Source organism: Methylophaga sp. SB9B (genome assembly GCF_004832235.1).
GTDB lineage: Bacteria > Pseudomonadota > Gammaproteobacteria > Nitrosococcales > Methylophagaceae > Methylophaga > Methylophaga muralis.
Window position 1 is genome coordinate 36,916 of record NZ_SSXS01000001.1, and the last position, 23,649, is coordinate 60,564.

At 44.3% G+C, this 23,649-nt stretch carries 21 protein-coding genes and 1 pseudogene; 3 read left to right on the forward strand and 19 right to left on the reverse strand.

What is annotated here, in order from left to right; genetic code table 11:
- Position 1: 1 nt before the first annotated feature.
- The 6 genes from recO to lepA all read right to left on the reverse strand — a co-directional run bounded on the left by recO (position 2) and on the right by lepA (position 5,334).
- Complete coding sequence (gene recO / locus E8Q33_RS00165; RefSeq protein WP_136552066.1) at positions 2 to 718, reverse strand: DNA repair protein RecO; 717 nt, start codon at positions 716 to 718, stop codon at positions 2 to 4.
- A gap of 12 nt (positions 719 to 730) precedes the next feature.
- Positions 731 to 1,636, reverse strand: a complete 906-nt coding sequence (gene era / locus E8Q33_RS00170) for a GTPase Era (RefSeq protein WP_136552068.1) — start codon at positions 1,634 to 1,636, stop codon at positions 731 to 733.
- Positions 1,637 to 1,666: 30 nt separating this feature from the next.
- Complete coding sequence (rnc, locus tag E8Q33_RS00175; RefSeq protein ID WP_136552070.1) at positions 1,667 to 2,317, reverse strand: ribonuclease III; 651 nt, start codon at positions 2,315 to 2,317, stop codon at positions 1,667 to 1,669.
- Entirely contained in the window at positions 2,314 to 2,700 is a 387-nt protein-coding gene (locus E8Q33_RS00180) for a DUF4845 domain-containing protein (protein ID WP_247869837.1), read from the reverse strand. The genes rnc and E8Q33_RS00180 overlap by 4 nt, the downstream gene beginning before the upstream one ends.
- 63 nt (positions 2,701 to 2,763) lie before the next feature.
- On the reverse strand, positions 2,764 to 3,525 hold the full coding sequence (lepB, locus tag E8Q33_RS00185; RefSeq protein WP_247869838.1) for a signal peptidase I: 762 nt from the start codon (positions 3,523 to 3,525) through the stop codon (positions 2,764 to 2,766).
- A 12-nt stretch (positions 3,526 to 3,537) separates the two neighbouring features.
- On the reverse strand, positions 3,538 to 5,334 hold the full coding sequence (gene lepA, locus E8Q33_RS00190; protein WP_136552072.1) for a translation elongation factor 4: 1,797 nt from the start codon (positions 5,332 to 5,334) through the stop codon (positions 3,538 to 3,540).
- 277 nt (positions 5,335 to 5,611) lie between these two features.
- Between lepA and E8Q33_RS00195 the strand changes: the two genes are divergently transcribed.
- The gene (locus tag E8Q33_RS00195; RefSeq protein WP_136552074.1) at positions 5,612 to 6,967 is read left to right on the forward strand and encodes an MATE family efflux transporter; all 1,356 of its coding nucleotides are present in this window, start codon (positions 5,612 to 5,614) and stop codon (positions 6,965 to 6,967) included.
- A gap of 83 nt (positions 6,968 to 7,050) precedes the next feature.
- Here the strand turns inward: E8Q33_RS00195 and E8Q33_RS00200 are convergent, their stop codons facing one another.
- From E8Q33_RS00200 to rpoE, 8 genes and pseudogenes are all read right to left on the reverse strand, one after another.
- Positions 7,051 to 9,069: a TonB-dependent receptor domain-containing protein gene (locus tag E8Q33_RS00200; protein WP_247869839.1), complete on the reverse strand. Its 2,019-nt coding sequence runs from the start codon at positions 9,067 to 9,069 to the stop codon at positions 7,051 to 7,053.
- A gap of 129 nt (positions 9,070 to 9,198) precedes the next feature.
- Entirely contained in the window at positions 9,199 to 10,533 is a 1,335-nt protein-coding gene (locus E8Q33_RS00205; protein WP_136552076.1) for a sensor histidine kinase, read from the reverse strand.
- Positions 10,530 to 11,234, reverse strand: coding sequence for a response regulator transcription factor (locus tag E8Q33_RS00210; RefSeq protein ID WP_136552078.1), 705 nt, complete (start codon positions 11,232 to 11,234; stop codon positions 10,530 to 10,532). The genes E8Q33_RS00205 and E8Q33_RS00210 overlap by 4 nt, the downstream gene beginning before the upstream one ends.
- A gap of 193 nt (positions 11,235 to 11,427) precedes the next feature.
- Positions 11,428 to 12,858, reverse strand: a complete 1,431-nt coding sequence (locus E8Q33_RS00215) for a DegQ family serine endoprotease (protein WP_136552080.1) — start codon at positions 12,856 to 12,858, stop codon at positions 11,428 to 11,430.
- A complete protein-coding gene (locus tag E8Q33_RS00220; protein ID WP_136552082.1) occupies positions 12,858 to 13,280 on the reverse strand; it encodes a SoxR reducing system RseC family protein in 423 nt (140 codons plus the stop codon). Before E8Q33_RS00220 ends, E8Q33_RS00215 begins: the two co-directional genes overlap by 1 nt.
- Positions 13,277 to 14,257, reverse strand: coding sequence for a MucB/RseB C-terminal domain-containing protein (locus E8Q33_RS00225; protein WP_136552084.1), 981 nt, complete (start codon positions 14,255 to 14,257; stop codon positions 13,277 to 13,279). The genes E8Q33_RS00220 and E8Q33_RS00225 overlap by 4 nt, the downstream gene beginning before the upstream one ends.
- 3 nt (positions 14,258 to 14,260) lie before the next feature.
- On the reverse strand, positions 14,261 to 14,830 hold the full coding sequence (locus E8Q33_RS00230; RefSeq protein ID WP_069296219.1) for a sigma-E factor negative regulatory protein: 570 nt from the start codon (positions 14,828 to 14,830) through the stop codon (positions 14,261 to 14,263).
- 5 nt (positions 14,831 to 14,835) lie between these two features.
- A pseudogene (rpoE, locus tag E8Q33_RS00235) lies at positions 14,836 to 15,410 on the reverse strand (RNA polymerase sigma factor RpoE).
- A 128-nt stretch (positions 15,411 to 15,538) separates the two neighbouring features.
- Between rpoE and nadB the strand changes: the two are divergent.
- The gene (gene nadB, locus E8Q33_RS00240) at positions 15,539 to 17,140 is read left to right on the forward strand and encodes an L-aspartate oxidase (protein WP_136552086.1); all 1,602 of its coding nucleotides are present in this window, start codon (positions 15,539 to 15,541) and stop codon (positions 17,138 to 17,140) included.
- Here the strand turns inward: nadB and E8Q33_RS00245 are convergent.
- The gene (locus E8Q33_RS00245) at positions 17,115 to 17,552 is read right to left on the reverse strand and encodes a protein YgfX (RefSeq protein ID WP_136552088.1); all 438 of its coding nucleotides are present in this window, start codon (positions 17,550 to 17,552) and stop codon (positions 17,115 to 17,117) included. The two genes, nadB and E8Q33_RS00245, sit on opposite strands and share 26 nt — an antisense overlap.
- An 80-nt stretch (positions 17,553 to 17,632) precedes the next feature.
- Between E8Q33_RS00245 and E8Q33_RS00250 the strand changes: the two genes are divergently transcribed.
- Positions 17,633 to 18,544, forward strand: a complete 912-nt coding sequence (locus E8Q33_RS00250) for a folate-binding protein YgfZ (RefSeq protein ID WP_168800110.1) — start codon at positions 17,633 to 17,635, stop codon at positions 18,542 to 18,544.
- A 6-nt stretch (positions 18,545 to 18,550) separates the two neighbouring features.
- Here E8Q33_RS00250 and E8Q33_RS00255 read toward each other — a convergent pair whose 3' ends face one another.
- From E8Q33_RS00255 to typA, 4 genes are all read right to left on the reverse strand, one after another.
- Positions 18,551 to 19,906, reverse strand: a complete 1,356-nt coding sequence (locus tag E8Q33_RS00255) for a sigma-54 dependent transcriptional regulator (protein WP_136552092.1) — start codon at positions 19,904 to 19,906, stop codon at positions 18,551 to 18,553.
- Positions 19,903 to 21,498 (reverse strand): PAS domain-containing sensor histidine kinase, encoded by a 1,596-nt coding sequence (locus E8Q33_RS00260; RefSeq protein ID WP_136552094.1) that lies wholly within the window; start codon positions 21,496 to 21,498, stop codon positions 19,903 to 19,905. The genes E8Q33_RS00255 and E8Q33_RS00260 overlap by 4 nt, the downstream gene beginning before the upstream one ends.
- Positions 21,498 to 21,716 carry a PP0621 family protein gene (locus E8Q33_RS00265; protein ID WP_069296226.1) on the reverse strand — a complete coding sequence of 73 codons (219 nt, stop codon included), beginning with the start codon at positions 21,714 to 21,716 and terminating at the stop codon, positions 21,498 to 21,500. The genes E8Q33_RS00260 and E8Q33_RS00265 overlap by 1 nt, the downstream gene beginning before the upstream one ends.
- Before the next feature lie 65 nt (positions 21,717 to 21,781).
- Complete coding sequence (gene typA / locus E8Q33_RS00270; RefSeq protein WP_136552096.1) at positions 21,782 to 23,614, reverse strand: translational GTPase TypA; 1,833 nt, start codon at positions 23,612 to 23,614, stop codon at positions 21,782 to 21,784.
- Between the last annotated feature and the right edge of the window lie 35 nt (positions 23,615 to 23,649).

Consider the following 23,649-nt stretch of genomic DNA (forward strand, 5'->3'; position numbering starts at 1 on the left):
ATTAACTGTTTTTAGTTCCGGCATAACGCTGCATTTCAGCAAACAACTGCCGGCTTTTCAGCGGTTTGCCATCTAAATAGTAATTTATTATCAAACGCATCAACTGCTTTGTTTCACTGAGGCTAACAGGGTCATTGAGGTTTTCCTGTTGTAGCTGTAACAAACTAGCGCCCGAAATAATACGTTTGGTGTCATTTATTAAACACGGCTGCAATCCTAGTTCTGGCTGATAACTGTAATGTAGATGCGCTTCTACCGGGTCACCCTGATTATCAGTAGTCAGATCCAGTCCATAGCCTAATGCTTCCAACAAGCGTTTTTCAAAAAGTCTTAACACCTGTTCAGCCTGCTCGGCTTGTTGCAGTCCTTCTAGTACTTTTTGATAGGCATCAAACACTAAAGGTTCGGGCTGTTGTTGCGTTAATAATCTGACGAGTAATTCATTAATGTACAAACCACACAAGGTGGCATGGCCTTTCAACCAATAAGGTGCATTGGTGGTTTCAATTTTACTCAATGTCAGCAAATCACCGCGACCAAACCAGTTCAACCAAACCGGTTGGAATAATTGCAGAGGATTAGAGTGTCGACGTTTATTTTGTCGCATGCCTCTGGCAACCAGGCTTAAGCGACCATAATCCGCGGTAAAAACATCCACCAGCAAACTGGTTTCCCGATAGGGGCGTTGGTGTAAAACAAATGCCTGGGTGAACTCCACCGGGTTGCCTAATCAAAGATCGTCGTTGTAGCCCAGACTTCTTAACATGCGCTCATTATCAGACCAGCCTTCACGAACCTTAACCCATAATTGCAGAAACACTTTGCAGCCAAACAGCTTTTCCATATCTTCTCTGGCATCTTTGCCGACCTGCTTGAGCAATTCGCCTTTTTTGCCGATAACGATGGATTTCTGACCACTGCGTTCGACATAAATAACAGCGCTGATGCGATACATACCGTTGTCATCTTCAAACTGTTCGATATCAACTGTCAGTGAGTAAGGCAGTTCCTGACCTAAATGACGAAACAGTTTTTCGCGAACCATTTCGGCTGCCAGAAAACGTGAACTTCGATCGGTAAGTTGATCTTCATCAAAAATCATCTCGCCTTCAGGCATTAATTTATATATCGACTCTTCAAGGGATTCCAGATTGATCCCTTTACGCGCAGATAAAGGCACGATATCCGTAAATTTAAATAAAGCAGCGAGCTTTTCTACCTGAGGAAACAAAGTCGCTTTATCTTCTAATTTATCAATTTTATTCATCACCAAAATGACTGGCTTGGTGGTTTCCTTTAATTTCTGTAATACCCGTTCATCCTCTTCGGTCCACTTCATACCTTCAACAACAAAAACCACCACATCGACATCTTCCACCGAGGCCGCCGCAGCACGATTCATATATCGATTCATCGCGCGTTTACCGTCACTGTGAATGCCGGGTGTATCGACATAGATAAATTGACTTTGTTCTGTCGTTTTAATACCCAAAATACGATGGCGGGTTGTTTGTGGACGACGTGAGGTAATACATAGTTTTTGTCCCAATACCCGATTAATCAGAGTCGATTTACCGACATTAGGACGACCGATAATGGCGACATAGCCACTACGGAAAGCTTGTTCTTCATTCATAATTTTGACTCGATTAGCGTCAGGGCACGTTCAGCGGCTTTTTTTTTCAGCCTTACGATGACTGCTTCCTTGAGCCACGACTAATTTATTCAATAAACTCACCTGACAGGAGGCCTCAAATACAGGCTGGTTATCGGCGGATTCAATTTCTTTCACACTGTAAAGTGGTAATGGTAATTTGCGGCTTTGCAATAATTCCTGCAAACGGGTTTTCGGGTCTTTAACTGTTTCAGTGACGTCGATAGAATCCAGACGCTCATCATAAAGTCTCAGGATAAGTGGCTTGACGACATCCATACCACTATCCAGAAACAGCGCGCCTAAAATAGCTTCTAATGCGTCCGCCAGAATTGATTCACGGCGAAACCCGCCGCTTTTTAATTCACCCTGACCGAGAATTAACACTTCACCTAATTTAAGTTCGCGTGCTATTTCTGCCAGTGTTTCGCCTTTTACCAAACTGGCTCGCAGACGGCTCATTTTGCCTTCTTTAGCCTGCGGAAAACGGTTAAATAATTCTTCGGCAATCACGAAGCTTAATATCGCGTCACCCAGATATTCCAGTCGTTCATTATTCTTTGGGGCCGCACTGCGGTGCGTCAGGGCCTGCAATAAAAGATCGTCGTTATTAAATTGAATGCCAAGTTGCTGGCACAGTTTTTTCTGCTTGATGTTTATCATCGAATGGCCGGTTCCACATCCACTTCGGTAACAAAATGTCCGACTAAATCAATATGGGCGATGAACGGTTTACGCACTTCATAATCAATAACGATTTTAGTGACGTAGGTATTACTTCTGCCTCGGAAGAGTTCGATGTTTTCTTTCTTAACACTGGAAATATAACCGGTGTTAAAACGACGACTGAGTAACAACATCACCTGTTCATTGGTGAGTTTATTATTTTTTAATTCGGTTTCCATCGACTTCATGATTTGTTGCACGCCGTAGTATTCCTGATACATCGGCAGCAACCGCATGGTTAAGGTGGCAAAAAATGCAATGATTGCCAGCACAATCACCCAGCTGATTAACGTCATTCCCTGTTTTTTTTCATGATGCACTCCTCGCGCCTTTGTGACGTTTTTTAATTCACAACACAAGCGGCTCTGAAAGTTAAATAGACCTTAGTTAATTGAACGACCCACCCTAGACCAGACAATGCCACCATCATCCCAATTCCAGCTCATCCAGATAAAAAATGCTTTGCCGACAAGATTTTCTTCCGGCACAGTTCCCCATACTCGGCTGTCATTACTATTATCGCGATTATCGCCCATTACGAAAAAGTGACCTTCTGGAACCGTTATCTCGCCCTCCATAGACATGCGTTGCGGATCCAACAATATGTCATGTGAAGCTTCGGTTAACTGCTCCTGCTTAAGCTCGGCACGTGGTGCAATCATACCCGCCAACTCTGCAGGTTTCTCTCCAGCTTGCTGCTTGATTTCCTGACCATTAATAAACAGTGTTTTATTGAAATATCCCACTGTGTCACCAGGCAAGCCAATAACCCGTTTGATGTAATCAATTTCCGGTTGCTGGGGATACCGAAACACCATCACATCGCCACGTTCCGGGCTACCGGTATTCAGGATTTTAGTGTTAATCACTGGCAGTCTAATGCCGTAGGAAAACTTGTTCACCAGAATAAAATCACCGATATGCAGAGTCGGTAACATCGAAGATGATGGAATACGGAACGGTTCAGCGACAAATGAACGAATCACCAGCACCAATAAAATAATCGGGAAAAATGATTTGGCGTATTCAACCATCGCCGGTTCATTTTCATTGGCAGGACGCTGGCGCGCTAACCAGAAACGATCAACTAACCATATCAGGCCGGTTATCGCGACCAGTAACACCATTATTGCTGGGAAACTCACTTGACGCTCCTATTATGATTTCTTGGATAACTGCAAAACCGCCAAGAAGGCTTCCTGCGGCACATCCACTTTGCCGATGGATTTCATACGTTTTTTACCGGCTTTTTGTTTTTCTAGCAATTTACGTTTGCGAGAAACGTCGCCTCCGTAACATTTTGCTAAGACATTTTTACGCATTGCCTTCACTGTTGAGCGCGCAATAATATGTCCGCCAATGGCTGCCTGAATCGCCACATCAAACATTTGACGCGGAATCAATTCCTGCATTTTTTCAACTAACTGGCGACCACGCGATACACTTTGGTCTTTATGTACAATCATCGATAAAGCATCCACTTTTTCGCCATTGATTAATACATCCAGCTTCACCAGCGCGGCGGCTTCAAAGCGAATAAAGTGATAATCCAGCGATGCATAACCGCGACTGACCGATTTAATGCGGTCAAAGAAATCGATTACCACTTCATTCATTGGCAATTCATAACTTAAGGCAACCTGTTTTCCCATGTATTGCATGGATTTTTGTACGCCGCGTTTTTCGATACATAACGTTATGACTGCACCAAGATAATCCTGTGGCACCAGCATATCGGCAATAACGATAGGTTCACGAATTTCTTCAACTGAACCGGCATCCGGTAATGAGGCAGGATTTTCAATCTTGATCACGTCACCTTTTTTGGTAACGACTTCAAATACAACGGTCGGTGCGGTGGTGATCAGATCCAGATCATATTCACGTTCCAGCCGTTCCTGAATGATCTCCATATGAAGTAAACCAAGGAAACCACAACGGAAACCGAAGCCCAGAGCTTGGGAATTTTCCGGTTCAAAAAACAACGAGGAATCATTTAAACGTAATTTACCCAATGCTTCACGGAATGCATCGTAATCATCACTGCTGACAGGGAATACCCCAGCATACACCTGCGGTGTGACCGATTTAAAACCGGGCAACATTTCGGTTGCGCCATGTTGAGCCATGGTTAAGGTATCGCCCACCGGTGCACCATCAATTTCTTTGACACCGGAAATCACATAGCCAACTTCACCGCAGTTCAGCGCAGGACGTTTACTACGTTTTGGAGTAAATACACCAACTTCATCGACTTGATATTCTTGACCGGTCGACATGACTTTGATTTTGTCACGGGTTTTCAGTCGGCCCTGTTTGATACGAACCAGCGAGATAACCCCCACATAACTGTCGAACCAGGAATCAATAATCAAAGCCTGCAATGGTCCTTCCGGATCACCTTTTGGTGGCGGAATACGAGCAACCAGCTCTTCTAAAACTTCATCAATACCGATGCCCGTCTTGGCGCTGCAGCGAACTGCATCAAGCGCATCAACACCGATGATATCTTCAATTTCCTGCGCTACCCGATCCGGTTCTGCTGCGGGCAAATCAATTTTGTTTAAAACCGGCAACACTTCTAGACCAAGATCGATGGCGGTATAGCAATTCGCCACACTTTGAGCTTCAACACCTTGTGCGGCATCAACCACCAGCAATGCGCCTTCACAAGCCGCCAATGATCTGGAAACTTCATAGGAAAAGTCAACGTGACCGGGCGTATCGATAAAGTTGAGGTGATACGTTTCACCGTCTTTCGCGGTGTAATCCAACGAGACACTTTGCGCCTTGATGGTAATGCCCCGCTCTTTTTCGATATCCATCGAATCGAGAACCTGCTGGGACATTTCACGTTCAGTCAAGCCACCACAGATTTGAATAAAGCGGTCTGCGATGGTGGATTTACCGTGGTCAATATGAGCAATAATTGAGAAGTTTCTAATATTTTTCATTGAGTAGCGATTTTGAACGTATCGGAGGTTGAAATATGGTGTTGCAAGATGTGTTCAGCTCCATGATTTAGGATGTATTGCCAACGCGGATCCCGCATCGTGCAAATGACCCAGTATTATACGCACTTAACTGAGTTATAACGATAATAAATACTGGCATACCAAATTGATCTGTCGTACTCAATCCAAAAAATTGAGAGTAAAAACATTGCTTAAATATTAGGGATCGTTAGCATTAAGCGCTTTCACGCCTTTCTTCTTTGAAAACGGAAACTACATGCAGGCTAGCCAAATCGACAATGACGTCCTCAATGGTCCGATTATTTCCACTTTCTTACGCTATGCCATCCCTTCCATTCTGGGCTTACTGGCCATTACCACCGCCAGCATTGTGGACGGAATATTTATCGGCCAATTTGTCAGTTCGGAAGGCCTGGCTGCCATTACCTTATTGATTCCATTTTTTACTCTGGTGTTTGCCATCGCGCTGATGCTGTCGATTGGCGGTGCCGTCCGAGCTGGAAGTTACCTTGGACAGAATAAAATCCAAGCCGCTTCTGCTGTTTTCAGTAAATGTCTGATAAGTATTTTTATCGTTGGCCTGTTGTTTATGGGCATTTCTTTAATGCTGGATCAACAGATATTAGCGCTACTCGGGGCACCGGAAGAGTTAATAACGCTGGTATTGCCCTACTTTCGTATTATTTGTGTGGTGCTGGTTATACAGATAACCAGCATGGTGCTCTATTACTTCATCCGGCTGGATAACTGCCAAAAATTGGGGACAGCAGCTCTGATTGCTGGTGCGCTTATTAATATCGGGCTCGATGCGCTGTTTATTATTGGACTGGAAATGGGCTTAAGTGGTGCTGCCTGGGCCACATTGATTGCTCAGATAGTCCAGATGCTGATTCTTGCAACTTATTTTCTCAATAAACAACGGCGATTAAAGTTGATTTTACGTCCTGGCAACTGGTCAGAAGTCGGCAAAGTTGCCTATAACGGCCTATCCGAATTTGTTAATGAACTCTCCGGGGGCATGGTTATTTTGTTGCTGAACTGGTTATTGATCATCTACCAAGGGGTGAGTGGTTTAGCGGCATTTGCTGTCATTAATTATCTGATTTTCATCAGCCTGATGATCTACTACGGTATTGCTGACGCGCTGCATTTATTGATCAGTCAAAATCATGGTGCAAGACAAGCTCAGCGGATCCGTGATTTTGTCACGACAGCCTTAGGCATGGTGTTTGTTATCTCAATGATATTAGTGAGTATTTTATTGCTTTACCCACAATGGTTAATTCAGCTCTTTTTACAAGATGATGCATTGGAAAGCCAACTACTCTCAGCTGAGTTTATTCAATTGGTTTGGCCATTATTTGCGGTGAACGGTTTGAACGTCACTTTATCGGTTTATTTAACAGCTATGCAAAAGCCTTTGCCATCTATGTTTGTCGCGTTGTCTCGCGGTTTAATCCTGCCTGTCAGTTTATTATTTCTGTTATCAGCCTGGTTGCCCGACAAGCAGTTTCTCATCGCACTTCCTCTTGCTGAAGGATTGACCTTTATCCTGGCATTATTCCTTTACTGGCATTTTTCACCCAGCAGGATTATCAAACAAAATTTTTAACATACCCAGAAAAAAGCCGGATGTCGTTGCAACATCCGGCCAAAACTCATCAAGCATTCATTCAGGGGATACAGCTTGATGAATTAAAACTGCCAAGCTACACTCAGGCGAACATCCCGGCCGGGTTCGTTATAACCTCTGACGAGACCATAGCCTGGTAAATTGGTGAAATCGGCAACGCTTGCGTGATCGATATAATCTTTATTAAAGATGTTATGGATGGTTAACGTAATACGGAAATCTTCTGAAGTTGACGGAATCCATTGAGTATAGAAGTCATGTACTCCATAGCCAGGTTGATCCACTTCTGCATCTGGATAGGTTGCTTGATCACCAAAATCAATATCATCACGTCCTTTCACAAAACGTGCATTCCAACCAAAATTCCATTGTGAATTAAGTTGGTATTCAAGTTGAGCTAATACTGTGTCACGAACAGTATTAGCTATACCGTTATGATCATAAGCATTCGCTTCCACACCATCCACTTCAGCATCGTTATAGTGATAGCTGACGCGAGCCATTAAACTATCCCAGCGATGACCTAATTCCAGAATATAACCATCTGATTTTAACTCGCCCAAATTATCAAAGATATTTCTTGCTGGCCCTACCGTTCCTGAAACCCCAATAACATCTTTGATTTCACTTCTATAGGCCTTGGCAGAACCAAACCATGTTGCTGAATCATACGCAACGCCGAATTCAATATTCTCTGCCTTTTCAGGTTTCAAATCTTCAGCTTGAGTTGTAAAGCCAAGTTTAAACGCATCTTGTGCTAAAGGTCCCTTAAAGGCTTCAGCATAAGAAGCAAAGGCACTCCAGTTATCTGTAAAATGATAATTCAGACCGATATTCGAACTGACATCGCTTTCATTATGAGAAGTATTGCCAAAATCAGTATCTAATTCATAATCATCATAACGAAGACCCGCGCTTAACAATAAGGCATCGGTTAACTGGATATCATCCTGAAGATATACGCCTTTAACCTTGGACTTATCTTTGTAATTCTCACCATCACCGTCGGCAGTGGACTCATCTTCACGATAATCAACACCATAGGTGACCTTGTGCATACCTATGACAGACGTATTACGTAAATCAAAGCCAGTACTCTCGCCTGTGCCTGTGAATGGACCAAAAAAACCGTCTTGAAAAAACTCTGTCTCAGTATTGTAAATGGTCAGTGCCAAATCCAAATAAGCATTATCAAGTGGGTTTAATTCATAGTTAAAAGTGGCTGTTTTACGTTCACTGTCAATTGGATATATCAGATTCCCACGGTTAGCTGGCGCTCCTAGTGGTGGTGGACTGAATATCCATTGAGGGCGCTGGGTTCTATCACCCTCATCTTTGTGTTTTTCGTAACTGAGACGGACAGTTTGACTGTCAGTCAAGTGCCCGACAACTTTTGCAAACAGATACTCTTGATCAGCTTCTGTTCCTAATACTTCATCGCCATTACCATCTTCATAATTGTCGACATCTGATTGCGTATAGGAAACCATGCCGCTCCAGTCTTCGGTCAGTTTTCCAAACAGAGTGGTGCTTGTTTTAAAACTATCTGTATTGCTTGAGAACATGCCCTTTACCAAACCACCGAAGTTTTCACCTGGCTTGAGCATATCTTCTGGATCTTTGGTCACAAATTTAACTGAGCCGCCTAATGCACCTGGACCAGACAAAGCATTACCCGCCCCAGCATTGACTTCAACACGTTTTAGTAATTCAGGCTCAATACTTATACGGCCAGCGTGGTGGAATTGACGGGTCGCCTGTTGGGCACCATCAATAGTGATATTTAACAACTGATCTTCGATACCCCTAACGTAAAGTTTTTGGGCAAACCCCGGTCCTCCACCAATTGTCACCTCAGGTGATTGGCTAAAGAGATCTTGTAAATCAGTTGCCTGAAGTTTTTCAATTTGTTCAGCTGAAACACTGTTCGTTTCTGGAGTAACGGTATTACTCGTTACTTTTATAGCCTCTAACTGAACACTTTCATTATCATCTGCCCAAACAACCTGACTTGAGAAAGCGGCGGTTATTGCCAACGTTAAGATCGTCGGCCGACATACAAAACTGCGGTTTATTTTCACTCTAACCTCGCGAATAATAATCATTGTCAAATAGAACAGATTCGCATTCTAGTCAGAGTGAAGCCAGATTAAAATCAAATTTACAATTGTTACAATTGAGCTGTTATTCAGCTGACTAACTTTCCTCCGTTATCGCAATTGCATGATCATTCTCAATCCGCCGAATTGATGAATTTGTGCCCATAATTTGCCCCCTGTTGCTTCGACTTGCCGCCGGGCAAGCGCCAGCCCAACGCCAAAACCTTTTTGTTCGCTTGAATGGGAGCTAGGTAAACGGAAAAATGGTTTGAAAATATTCTGTAAATGCTCTTCGGGTACCCCAGGCCCCTCATCATCAATTTGTAGCTCATAGCGATCCAGGTGCTGTTGCAAGCTGATGCTTACCTCTCCATTGGCTGGAGTATACGAAAGCGCATTACGTAATATATTTTCAATGGCATGTCCTAATGCACGATCACTGCTTTGCTGCAGACAAGCCGTTTCAGGCGTTTGCACGGTAATCAAATGGTTTGGGAATTCAAATCGCGCATTCTCCACAATACTGTCTATCAAATCCGTCAGATCCAATGATTCATTGCGTAAAGCGGGTCGCTCGTTTTCAAACCAGGCAAGGGTTAATGCATCCTCGACTAATTCACGCATCTGCTGACATTCATAGCGGATCCGTTGCAACGATTCATTCTCAGGAGTGCTTTGTTCAGCAATACTAAGCGCTAACTCAACCCGCGTTAATGGGGTACGCAGTTCATGTGATAAATCTGAGGTCAGGTGACGCTGTGTCTGTATCTGCTCGCCAATTCTCTCTGCCATGCTGTCGAAAGTGCCAGCAAGCACCGCAATTTCATCGTTACGTTTTCCCAAGTCTTCCCGCACTCGCACGGCAAAATCACCATCGCTGAATTGTTTGGTGGCTTTTTCAAGCTGTCTTAAGGGTGACATAACGTGCCGGTAAATCACTGCACTCAAGATCGCCATCAACAACATAGGCAAGGCAATTTGCAATAACAAACTGGCATAAGTCCAATAACCACCGGGGCGCATACGTTGTGGCAAGCGGATCAAAAAATGGGTATGTCGGTCTGCAAACATAATATCCATGATCGGATTTTGAGCAAAATACAAATGAATTTTCCAACTGACATCCCGGCCCAGACTGAAAGTATCGATAAAATAATCGTCCATTTCACTGTCGGCCAGAAGCGTTAGCTGCGATTTCACTATAGCGACCCAAGTATCTTCCTGCAGCTGAATGGTGTTAATCCATTCAGCCAGTTTTTCTTCTTCGCCTTGTAGATACAGTGATTCTGCATGTCTGGCATAGTCAATTAACTGCTGCTGATACTGCTTATCAATAAAACTCATGTGCTGCTCAGTTCGCAGAATCAAATGATGAATTATCCAGAACAAAGCAATTGTGCCGATGGTAATCGTTGCACATAATTTCCAGAATAAACGCCGTTTCATAGCAACATATAGCCTGTACCATGAACTGTTTGCAGCCTATCGACGGGCATACCGACATCCATTAATTTGCGCCTGACCCGGCTCATATGCATATCCAGGCTACGATCGTAACGGCTGAAATCGCGTTCCATCACTAATCGATATAACTGCGGTTTACTTAGTAGATGATTGGCATGTTGCGTCAAAGTCCAAAGTAATTTGAACTGGATCGGTGTCAGTTGCACAACATGCTCATAAAAATAAACCCGTTGTTTTTTCCTATCCAGCTTCAGGCCTTCATGCTGTAAAACCGAATCTTCCTGTTGAGAATGATCGATGATTCCGGCTCGTCTCAGAATTGCTTCAATACGCAACACCAATTCTGTGAAATTAAAGGGTTTTGGCAGATAGTCATCCGCACCGTTTTTAAACCCAATAATACGTTCTTCTTCAGCACCATGAGCCGTCAAGATGATTACCGGAGTCTGTCGACTTTGGCGAAGAATGCTTAATACAGAATAGCCGTTACGCTCAGGTAGGCTGACATCAAGTAAAATCAGATCAAACTGGCCGCTCACCGCAGAGAGTAAACCCTCTTCACCATTAAAGCTTTGGGTAACGGTAAAGTTTTGTTGTTCAAGCAACTGCTTTAACTGATGATTTAATACCGGATCGTCTTCAATAATGAGAATGCTGATAGCAAGTTTGTTTTTATCGGTCATGGAATATGTGATGCTTCACGCCTAGATGATAATAATTATCATTAATGATAAAACGAAATTGCCCAAATAAGAAACTTTGTTTTATTCAACGCTTTTGGCAGACAAAAAAAAGCAGCTGATGAGTGGCATCAACTGCTTTTCAAACCAGCAAACAATAACTTTTACATTATTGAGCTATCTATTGTTCCGGGTATTATTCCGGAATTTTTAATGCGAGAAATTGTGACGCCCCAGAGCGTTGTACCAACACTGGAATAGCTTTATTGGTTGGCAGATTTTTAGCCACTTCAATAAACTGTTTTGCATCGACAACCTTCTCGTTATTAATGCTCAGAATCACATCACCCGGCGCAATACCTGCTTCTGCTGCAGGACCAGACTCAATTTTTCTGACTGTTACACCACTTTGATTTGGTCCTAACTCAGCACGTTGTTCAGCTGATAAGTCAGTGACTTCCATCGCCAGTCGACTATCATGGAACTGCCCGGCCCGAGGCGAACTGCCACTGGCAATTTGCTCATCTTCGGGTAATTCTTCAACAACGACTGAAAGCGTCATCATTTTGTTATTACGCATAATTTCCGCTTTGGATTTTTTACCTATTGCGGTACGACCAACAATTGGAGGTAAATCTGATGAGGCATCTACAGTGCGATCATCAAATTTAAGAATAACGTCGCCCGCTTGAAAACCAGCTTTCTCAGCAGGGCTTCCTGCAATTACACGAGAAACCAAAGCACCACGCGGTTTGCTAAGACCAAATGATTCAGCCAATTCACGGGTTACATCCTGAATCACCACACCCAACCAACCACGACTGACATAACCTTGTGACTTGATTTGATCAACCACATCCATAACCACGTCAACCGGGATAGCAAATGAAACGCCCATAAAGCCGCCAGTACGGCTGTAGATTTGCGAGTTGATACCAATCACTTCGCCATCAAGATTAAATAGCGGACCGCCTGAATTACCTGGGTTAATGGCAACATCAGTTTGAATAAAGGGAACATAACTGTCGCTTGGCAGACTACGACCTAATGCACTGACAATCCCGGCAGTAGCCGAATAATCAAAGCCAAAAGGTGAACCAATAGCAAGTACCCATTCACCAACTTTCAGATCATTAGAGTCGCCTAATTTAACGGCTTTTAAATTCATGCCTTCTGCATCGACTTTCAATAAAGCCACGTCACTACGCTCATCACTGCCTAATAATTCAGCGACCAGTTCGGTGCGATCACTGAACCGAACGATAATTTCGTCAGCATCTTTAATGACGTGGTGATTAGTTAAGATAAAACCATCCGCCGACAATACAAAACCAGAACCTAATGAACTGGGTTGTGGTGCACGGGGTTGAGACGGGTCACCAAAGAAACGTCTGAAAAAATCATCAAATGGCGTACCCTCTGGCATTTCCATGCCTGGCGGAAATGGCGAGGAAGCCATCGCTTCGCTTGGTTTACTTTTGGTGCTGATATTGACGACGGCTTCGCCATTTTCAGCCACTAATTCTGTAAAATCAGGTAAACCGCCACGTGCATGTGCGGTTGAACTCAACATTAACCACATCAGCAATGCCATGATCATGGCGCCAGTTGTTTTGGATTGCGTCATTATTTTTCCTCTATTAATTGAGTTTCGATGGCAATTTTCTGGTTTTTGAGTCGTTTTTTAACCCAATAGAAGCCAAGCATCAGACCAGCCAATCCAGCAATAATTTCCACTAATTCATTGGCAACCATAAATCGACTGAATCCGGCGCCGGCAAACATGAACAATATCGGTAGCAGATACATCATGTAGGCACCGTGCAATAAGGCTTCTTCCGGAATAGATACGTTCATTTGCTGGCCGGGCTGCACGGGATGTTTTTTAGGTACGCTAATCGTTGAAAACCGTCGTCCAACATGTTCACTTAACAGTCCGGTACCACAGCCTTTTTTTACCTGACATTTATCACAGGTGGATTGGCGTTCAGTCTGCAGCCATATGGTTGATTCATCTGAACGAATCACTTTGGCTTTTTGTTCGATCATCTCGACTCAGGTCCAGCGTATTGAATTGCCGCACCGATTTTTTCCACAGTCACTGCCGGGACTTCACCTACCACGGTAACAAAATGTGCATGAATAACGCTACCGAAAGCATTAACTGCTCCCATATGAGAACCGCCATGGAAATGATTATGTTGAGAACGCATTTTTTCGATAAATACCGATACTGAACTCAAACCATCGCTATAGACACGTTGTTCGACATGGGCGCCGTTGTTGGAGCGTAAGCGATTTTGATGGGCCACCAGCATAAAACCTTCAGGCAACCATTTTGTCTGCCAATTTGAAAATTTCGCCAAATCCTGTGTTGTCATTTCACCCGGTTCGGTACGATTCCATACCATTTCATTACCGGACATTTGTGCTTCCAGCGAGGCATCAGGAATATCGACACCGGTTTGGATATCAGTAAATTCAAAGGTTTCTAATACTTCACCTTGCTCATCAATCAGTTCAGATTTAAGTAGCAGATCTGTTTCTTTATCCATCCACAACCGATAACCGTAGCGATAACTATCAACAGGCTTGATATCGACTCTCTGAGTCAATTTGCCGGCGATACGATCCTCATCACCCAGCTTTAATTCGTAAAAAGCAGTTGCTGAGCTTAAGCGGCGCGGTAAATCGCTGGGAAAGCCTCGCCCTAAAGGACGTTGACTCACATTAATTTGTTTGCCGTCTGGATTGATGCAGGTAACAGTATCATCAGAACGAATGACTTCCCGAGCAGCGCCATTTAAAGAAATAAGTCGTTCTGATTCGGTACCGTCATCGTTACGATGGTAAATACGCACTGATTGGAATGTTTTGCCACTTTGGTAGGCAAAAACACCTTCATAGTTGAGTTGCTTGGCTGCTTGGCTCATTCGCTCGAGTAATTCTATCGAAGCGGATTCTGCCTGTACTGTCGGAATGAACAACACCAACAGCGCAACACAAAAACGAAATCCTTGGCGCATTTTTTAACGCTCCGTGCCGTAAGAGACGACACGCCCGTAAGAGAACATTCCTGAAGCACCAACATATTCGTTGTGATCAACCAGATAAGTATTGAGCCTGTCTTCAATTTCCGGCTCGGCGACTGTCCAGCGATTAGAAGTCTGACTGACCATAGTTGCTGGTGCTTCATTTGCAACGACGCTTGCGACCGGAATGTTATTTGTTGCGGATTGCTGCTGAACCACACCTACTACTGCAAGTGCACCTATGGAAGCCGCCATGGCCAATCCGGTTGCCTGTTTCCAGAAGTTTTGCGGGAAGCGAATCAGTTTTGCAGTAGATTTGTTTTCGATTGCCATTGAATAAGCCGGCTCATCATCAAGCGCAGCAGAAATTCGTGAGGTTAAATCTAAGGGACTCAGATTGATGCTTCGGGTGTATCCATGCAGGATATCGCTAGCTTGCTGGTAGCGCATAAACGCTTCACGGGCAGAATTGTCGTTGGCGATCAATTCCAACGCTTGTTCAAGTTCACTACCGGTCAGCTGGCCATCAACCAAAGCAGACACTAATTCGAGATGATTAATTGCCATTGTTATTATTCCTCTTCACCCATAACTGACTTAACTTGTTTATCGATAGCTTCCCGTGCCCTAAAAATCCGCGACCTGACGGTACCAATCGGACAATCCATCGCTTCTGCGATTTCTTCATAACTCATGCCTTCAAATTCACGCAATTTGATTGCGGTGGCTGTCTCTTCAGGCAAGTCTTCAATCGCTTGCTGAATCGCTTCTTCCAACTGCACACACATGAGACTGTTTTCAGGGGTCTCAAATTCCTTAAGTTCTGGCGCATCGTAATAATTTGTTGCATCCATCGCATCGACATCACTCATCGGAGGTCGACGGGAACTGGCAGTAAGATGATTTTTTGATGTGTTGATAGCGATACGATACAGCCACGTGTAGAACGCACTGTCGCCACGAAAGTTCGGCAATGCTCGATATGCCTTTATAAAGCTTCTTGCGCAACATCCATTGCTTCTACTGGGTCATGCACGAAACCGGTTATCACATGTATGATTCGCTGTTGATATTTCATTATCAGCAGATCAAAGGCTTTTTTATCACCCGCCTGCACCCGCTGAACTAATTCCTGATCCACGTTCATTTTTTTATCCGGCCTACTCCGACAAGCCGGAGACGATTTCTGTTTAATGCTTGATTGACCAATGTCATTTATTTTTGTTCCACAATCAGTGCACAATAATTGTTGGCATTCTACCTGTAACAGGCCCCATGACGACAACTCATCATTTTGATCTGCTGATAATCGGCAGCGGTACGGCAGGTTTAACCTTGGCATTAAAGATGGCAGACCAAGCCCGCGTTGCCGTTCTATCCAAAAGCCAGCTTGAGGAAGGCGCATCACTTTATGCTCAAGGCGGCATCTCTGTTGTACTCGATAAAGCCGATTCTTTGCAATCCCATATTGATGATACTTTGCGCGCCGGAGGCGGATTATGCGACGAAGCAGTCGTGCGTTTTACTGTTGAACATGCGCGAGAAAGTATCGAATGGCTAATTGAACAAGGGGTTTCCTTTACCCGTGATGATATGACCACCGAGTCTTATCATCTGACTCAGGAAGGTGGCCATAGTCATCGCCGGGTCATTCACTCGGCGGATGCAACGGGTCGTGCGGTAGAAACCACATTGTTGGATAAAGCCAAAGCGCATCCGAATATTTCTTTATTTCCCTATCACATCGGCATTGATCTGATTACTACCCGCAAACATTTGGCTGCAGAAGACAATACCTGTCTGGGTTGTTATGTTCTGGATATTAAAGCCGATCAACCGAAAACCTTTCTGGCACCGGTTACCGTGCTGGCTACTGGCGGGGCAGGAAAAGTCTATCTCTATACCAGCAATCCGGATGTCTCCACCGGCGATGGTATTGCTATGGGCTGGCGAGCAGGCTGCCGAATCGCCAATATGGAATTTATTCAATTTCATCCAACTTGTCTTTATCATCCAAAAGCCAAATCTTTTTTAATCAGTGAAGCCTTACGCGGTGAAGGCGCAACGTTAAAACTGGCTGATGGCACGCGCTTTATGCCGGCATTTCATCCGCAGGCTGAACTAGCACCGAGAGACATTGTGGCAAGGGTGATTGACCATGAAATGAAACGTCTGGGTCAGGATTGTGTATATCTGGATATCAGTCATCAACCCAAAGAATTTATTACTTCTCACTTCCCCACCATCTATAAGCGCTGCCTGCAATTTGGTGTGGATATGGCAAAAGAACCCATACCAGTTGTGCCTGCAGCACATTACACCTGTGGCGGCGTCATGACCGATATGCATGGCAGAACGGATATTGATGGTCTGTATGCTGTTGGGGAAACTGCCCATACCGGCTTGCATGGTGCGAATAGGATGGCCAGTAACTCATTGCTGGAATGTCTGGTGTTTGCCGATGCGGCGGCAAAAGATATTGCCAATCGCCCGAAAAAACAACTACCTGAAAATATTCCACACTGGGATGATAGCCGCGTACATCCGGCTAAAGAGGCAGTTGCGATTAGCCATAACTGGGACGAGTTACGCCGTTTTATGTGGGACTACGTGGGCATAGTGCGCAGTACTCAACGACTCAATCGTGCTCGTCAGCGCTTGTTTTTATTACAACAAGAAATTAATGAGTTTTATAGTCAGCACCATATCAGTAACGATTTACTGGAGCTACGTAATCTTGCGGATGTGGCGGAATTGATTATTGAATCGGCATTGCAACGCAAGGAAAGTCGAGGGTTGCATTACACACTGGATTATCCTGAAATGTCTGATGGTAATGCCAGTAACAGTATTATCGCTGGAAAAACGCCAATCTGATTCGTACTCGTAATTGTCGATATTGTTGTTTATCAACAGCATCTTTCATCACAATTACTGATAAACGTTGATTAGTATCCGTCTTAAAATTGAGGATAACCGCTAGTCGCGTTGCCCATGATGATTCCAGCGATAACGTAGCAGAGAGTGATTCATCTGCGTAGCGGATTTGCCAAAAGTCTTTATTCGAGTTCATTAACGTAATTGGACGTTTAGAATATCGGCCGATCAGACCTGAGCGATAAAGATGAACTAGCAAACTCAGTATCAGTGCTAACACGAAGAATATTTTAAAAACGAATTCCACAGCCATTAACGACACACTGACTGTGGCCAGAAAATGCACTATAACGCTGTAAATCAGCAGATATCTTGATGGTTTTAATGGTAGAAAAAATCCTTTTTCTCGCATTTTGATTCCATATTTTCGGTAATGCCACAAACTCGTTACAATGACATGCTCAAATCTATCTTATGCCTAAGAGTAAATTCATGACCACTGACTATCAATCCATTTTGCAACAACAGTCTTCTGCCGGACTCGCAGAGAGGAATGATGACAAACAATTTGTGATCCCATTATCCAGTTTTGGCGTCATCACGGTCACCGGAGAGGAAGCCAGTAACTTCCTGCAAAATCTGCTCACCAACGATGTTAAACAATTAGATACAGCCAGCTCGCAGCTAACCGCTATGTGTAACCCAAAAGGACGTTTGCTGGCGCTTTTTACACTGATTAAAACACCCGATGGTTACCAGTTAGTGTTACCCAAAAGCCAATGTGCTTTTCTGACGCAGCGGCTGCAGATGTTTAAATTACGCAGTAAAGTTGAAATTATTGACCATAGCGAAGACTTACAAGTATCTGGTTTGCTCGGCGATTCTCAACCATCTTCTGCTATTGCATTACCATCAACTTCCCACGCGTTGTTGATTACAACGACTGACCAGATGGCCTCTGAGCTGGCATCATTAATGGAACATGGTTGGCAGCTTGCTTCTGAGGCGAGTTGGCATATTGATGAAATTAATGCAGGCATACCTTACATTTTGCCGGAAAGCCGCGAGCTGTTTACCGCACAACAGTTGAATCTGGATTTAGTTGGTGGGGTCAGTTTTCGTAAAGGCTGTTATCCCGGACAAGAAGTGGTTGCGCGCCTGCATTATCTGGGCGAGCCAAAACGTCGTTTGTTTCACGCTGTTGCAAACACAAATAGTCTGCCAGCAGTGGGAGAAACGGTTAATGACAATGAAGGTGCAGTGATCGGCCATATCGTTAGAGCCATTCACGGCCCTGATCAAAACTTATTTCTGCAATTAAGCTTAAAACTGGAAGGCGCAAATCACGATTTGTTTTTAAACGATGGCACAGCTATTGAGCAGGTGCAGCCATCTGCTGCCTAAGAAAAATTATTCAAGATCCAGCTTTTTAAGCTTGTAGCGTAACGCACGGAAAGTAATACCCAGACGTTTAGCGGCAGCCGTTTTATTCCAACGGGTTTCATTAAGGGCTTTTTCGATTATCGCCCGCTCTTGATCTTCAAGATGACTTTCAAGATCCTGATTGATTTCGGGTTCAACCAAAGCTGAGATCGACATAATGTTTTTTGTCGGTTGTGTTGCAACCGGTAACATTAAATCAGCAGAGGTAATACGTGTGCCTTCAGCCCAGGTCAACGCCCTTTCAAGCGTATTTTCCAGCTCTCGCACGTTCCCTGGAAAAGGATACTGCTGCAGGGCTGTAATGGCTTCCGGTGTTAACTTGGTGACAACTGAGTGCGTTTTACCAGCCAGATTTTGCAAAATATGTTCAGCCAGTAACTGTATATCGGCTTTGCGTTCTCTTAAGGGCGGCACCTGCAGCTCAATGACATTCAGTCGATAAAACAGATCCTGGCGAAATGTTCCCTTATCCACACACTCCGCCAGATTTTTATGCGTTGCCGATAAAATCCTGACATCAACATTGATTTCTTCGTGCCCACCTACTGGACGTATCGCTTTCTCCTGAATCGCCCGTAATAATTTGACTTGCATCATCAGTGGTAAATCAGCGACTTCATCCAGAAACAAGGTGCCGCCATCGGCATGTTGAAACAGACCCTGTTTATCGGCCACCGCACCGGTGAAAGCACCTTTTTTATGTCCAAAAAATTCGCTTTCTACTAACTCATTAGGAATAGCGCCACAATTTACCGGTACAAATGCTTTGTCCGATCTTGCACCCAGATCGTGAATTAAACGTGCAACTAATTCTTTACCAGTTCCGGACTCACCACTGATATAAACCGGTGCCTGGCTGCGAGCCAACTTGGCGACTTTGCCACGCAACTCACGCATTAACTCGGTTTCACCCAATAAACGATCACGCGAGCGTCGGTCATTTTTATGTGGTCTATTTGGTGAAAGTTTTAATGCGGCTTCTACCAATTCACGTAAAACCCGTAATTTCAAAGGTTTGGATACAAAATCAAATGCACCGGATTTCAATGCCGTGACTGCTAGATCCATATTGCCGTACGCTGTTATCACCGCAATGGGTAACTCGGGATGAGTAGCTTGAATACTTTTAACCAACTGCAAACCATCACCATCCGGCAAACGCATATCGGTGAAACATAGATCAAACGATTGCTGTGACAACAATCTCTCCGCTTCAGCGATGCTCTCCGCCGTCACACAATCAATTGACATACCGGACAAGGTCATCGACAGCAAATCAAGGATGTCAGGCTCATCATCGACAATCAACGCTTGTGGATTCATTGAATAAACTCTTGTCTTTGCGGTGGATAACTGATTCTGAAACAACTACCTAATTCAGGCAGATAACTTAATCTGGCGCCATTGGCCTGACATAACTCACGTGCCAGATACAATCCTAAACCGGTACCGCCTGTACGTTCTGAATGAAACGGCTCAAACAAATGTTGCATGGCTTGAGGACTCACGCCCGCGCCATTATCGATAACATCAATATGGATATCCTCTGACAGCAGTGTGACACGAATTTCAATGGGTTGAGCCTGCTCTTTATCAGCATAGTGCCATGCATTATCAATCAGATTCCACATTACTTGATGTAATTGCTCTTCATCAGTACAAATTCGAGCCAATGGTGCCGTTGACGTTAATAAAATTTGCTGTGGTGGTATATGTTTGATTTCGCAATATTCCTCCAGCAATTTTTCCAGCCACGGACTTAATACCACAACGCTTGGCTCGACATTCTTGCGTCGACTCATTTCCAGGATGGTTTCGATAATACTGTTCATCCGCACACTATGGCGCTGAATGATGCTGGTAAGCTTACTGACTGATGTATCATGACTCACGGTTTCAGCCAACAATTCACCCGCATGACTGATAGCACTTAATGGATTACGAATTTCATGTGCAATACTCGCCGTCAAACGCCCCAAGGAGGCCAGTTTTAGTTGTTGGGCGTGTTGAGCCAGCGCAGTGGTATTTTCGATAAATACCAACACTTCACCAGAATCAAGTTGCGTGGCACGGGCCAATAATTCTGGCAAATCTGCCCGAGCCTGAAACGGTTCAAATGCATCGGGTAAATGTTGTTTCCAACGCCAGATTTGATCGGCTAATTCAGGCACATACTGTTTGAGCAAAAATTCTTTCGGCGCATGTTCAATGCCCATAAATTTTGCGGCGGATTGGTTGCACAAGGTTACCCTGCCCTGTTCATCAACGACCAATACCGCCACTTGCATACGACTGATGATGTGTTGATTCAGATTAGCGAGTTTATTCAGATCCTGCGCTTGTTGTTCTGCCAGCATTTGTGAGCGCTGCATAGTACGTGACAGCAGATGTGCCAGCAGTGCGGTAATGAAAAATATCGCACCCAACATACCCGCCTGAGCAAAATGACTTTGGCCGACTCCGGTCAATTCTGCATAAACCGCTTCCAGCAGAACCGATAAGGTTGCGATAGCTGCGATAAACACTGCAAGTCGACCTGGAATCAATGCTCCACCAGCAACGACGACAACAACCAGCAATGCGCCAAGACCACTTTGCAAGCCACCAGCTGCATGAATAATTAACGCCAGAGCGATAATGTCGATAATCAGCTGAATGCTGCATTGGGTAACAAAGATTCCCCACTGGCGACTGGAAAATATCATCAGCAATACAGCCACCATCAAATAACTCAGGCTGACAAAATGATGTAATAACGGGTATTTATTACCGATGAATTCTGGAGCTAATTCAAGATAAAACACCACAAACAAAATGGCCGCCAGAAACAGACGGTAGCCGGAGAATAAGGTTAGCGCCCGCCAGGAGGCCTGATCTTGTTCTGATTTAGTGGTGCTGAAATATTCGCCAGCCATTATTTTTGATGCTGATAAGCCTCAAGATGCTCGGTGGTACAAAAATAATGCTGATTTTTCTGAATTGCTTCCTGTTCCAGCAAATGCAATCCACATTGTTCGCAGCGCACCATTTTTTCAGTTTGTTCGATTTGTCTTTCGTTTTTTATCTGCCGGTATAAATTCCGGAAGATGATAAATAGCAGCAGGCCTATCGCCAGCAGGAGCAAAATTCGCATGGTTTACCTCAAAAAAAAAGGGCATCCGTTATAGGATACCCTTTCTTGTTCAGTTGGCGATACAACTAGCCACGTGAAGCGCGCTTACGCTCGTGCTCCAGCAGGAATTTCTTCCGTACTCTGATGGATTTAGGCGTTACTTCCAGTAATTCATCGTCACCGATAAATTCCAGCGCCTGTTCCAAACTCATGCGAATTGGCGGAACTAAGGCCACTGCTTCATCAGAACCTGATGCACGCATATTGGTTAGCTGTTTACCTTTTAACGGGTTAACGACTAAATCGTTATCACGTGAGTGAATACCGATAACCATACCTTCATAGACTTCATCGCCATGGCCGATAAACATACGACCACGATCCTGCAAGTTAAAGATGGCAAATGCCACGGCTTTACCCACACCATTGGCAATTAACACACCATTGATACGTTTACCGAAGGTACCTGGTTTTACCGGTGCGTAATGATCAAATACGCTGTAAATAAGCCCGGTACCTTGTGTGGCAGTTAAAAACTCAGTACGGAAACCAATCAAACCACGTGACGGAATAATAAAGTCGAGACGCACTCGGCCTTTACCATCTGGTGACATATCTTTTAATTCACCACCACGAGTACCCATTTTTTCCATCACCGAACCTTGATGGGTATCTTCAACATCAATAGTTACCGCTTCGTATGGTTCTTCCTTGACGCCGTCCACTTCACGAATGATAACTTCAGGACGGGATACACCCATCTCGAAACCTTCGCGACGCATGTTTTCGATCAAAACAGAAAGATGTAATTCACCACGACCAGAAACACGGAATTTATCGGGATCTTCAACCAGTTGTTCTACTTTTAACGCCACGTTATGAATCAACTCGCGATCCAGACGTTCTTTAATTTGGCGAGTAGTAACGAATTTACCTTCTTTACCAGCAAACGGAGAGTTGTTGACCTGAAAGGTCATGGTGACCGTCGGTTCGTCAACGCTTAACGGTGGTAAAGCTTCAACAGCATTAGGATCACATAAAGTATCTGAGATATTCAGCGGATCCAGACCAGTAAACGCAATAATGTCACCAGCATGTGCTTCTTCAACTTCTTCACGGCGCAGTCCCATAAAGCCCATGACCTGCATTACACGACCATTACGTTTTTTACCTTCGGGATCAATTACTGTCACCGGCATGTTAGTTTTAACTTTGCCGCGCTCAATACGGCCGATGCCGATAACACCAACATAACTATTGTAATCAAGTGAAGTTACCTGCATACGGAAAGGACCTTCAGGGTCAACCGCAGGAGGACTCACTCTATCCACAACTAGTTGGAATAAAGGCGTCATATCACCATCACGAACGGTATCTTCCATACCAGCAAAGCCATTCAGACCTGACGCGTAGATAACATCAAAGTCCAACTGTTCGTCGGTGGCATCCAGATTGGCGAATAGATCAAATGTTTGATCCAATACCCAACCTGGACGAGCACTTGGTTTATCAATCTTGTTGATAACTACGATTGGTTTCAGACCCAGTGCTAATGCTTTTTGCGTAACGAAACGCGTTTGTGGCATCGGACCTTCTGATGAATCTACCAGCAACAATACGGAATCAACCATAGACAGAACACGTTCAACTTCACCACCGAAATCAGCATGGCCCGGTGTATCGACGATATTGATGCGGTAATCATTCCAGCGGATGGCGGTATTTTTGGAAAGGATGGTGATACCACGCTCACGTTCCAAGTCGTTCGAGTCCATCACCCGTTCTTGCAGCTCTTCATGTTCACTGAAGGTACCGGACTGACGCAGCAGCTGATCAACCAAAGTTGTTTTACCGTGATCGACGTGAGCGATGATGGCTATGTTACGTAGTTTGTTTATATCTCTAGAATTATTACTCATAAAATCAGTTCATTAAGGCATGTCTGGCATGCGCT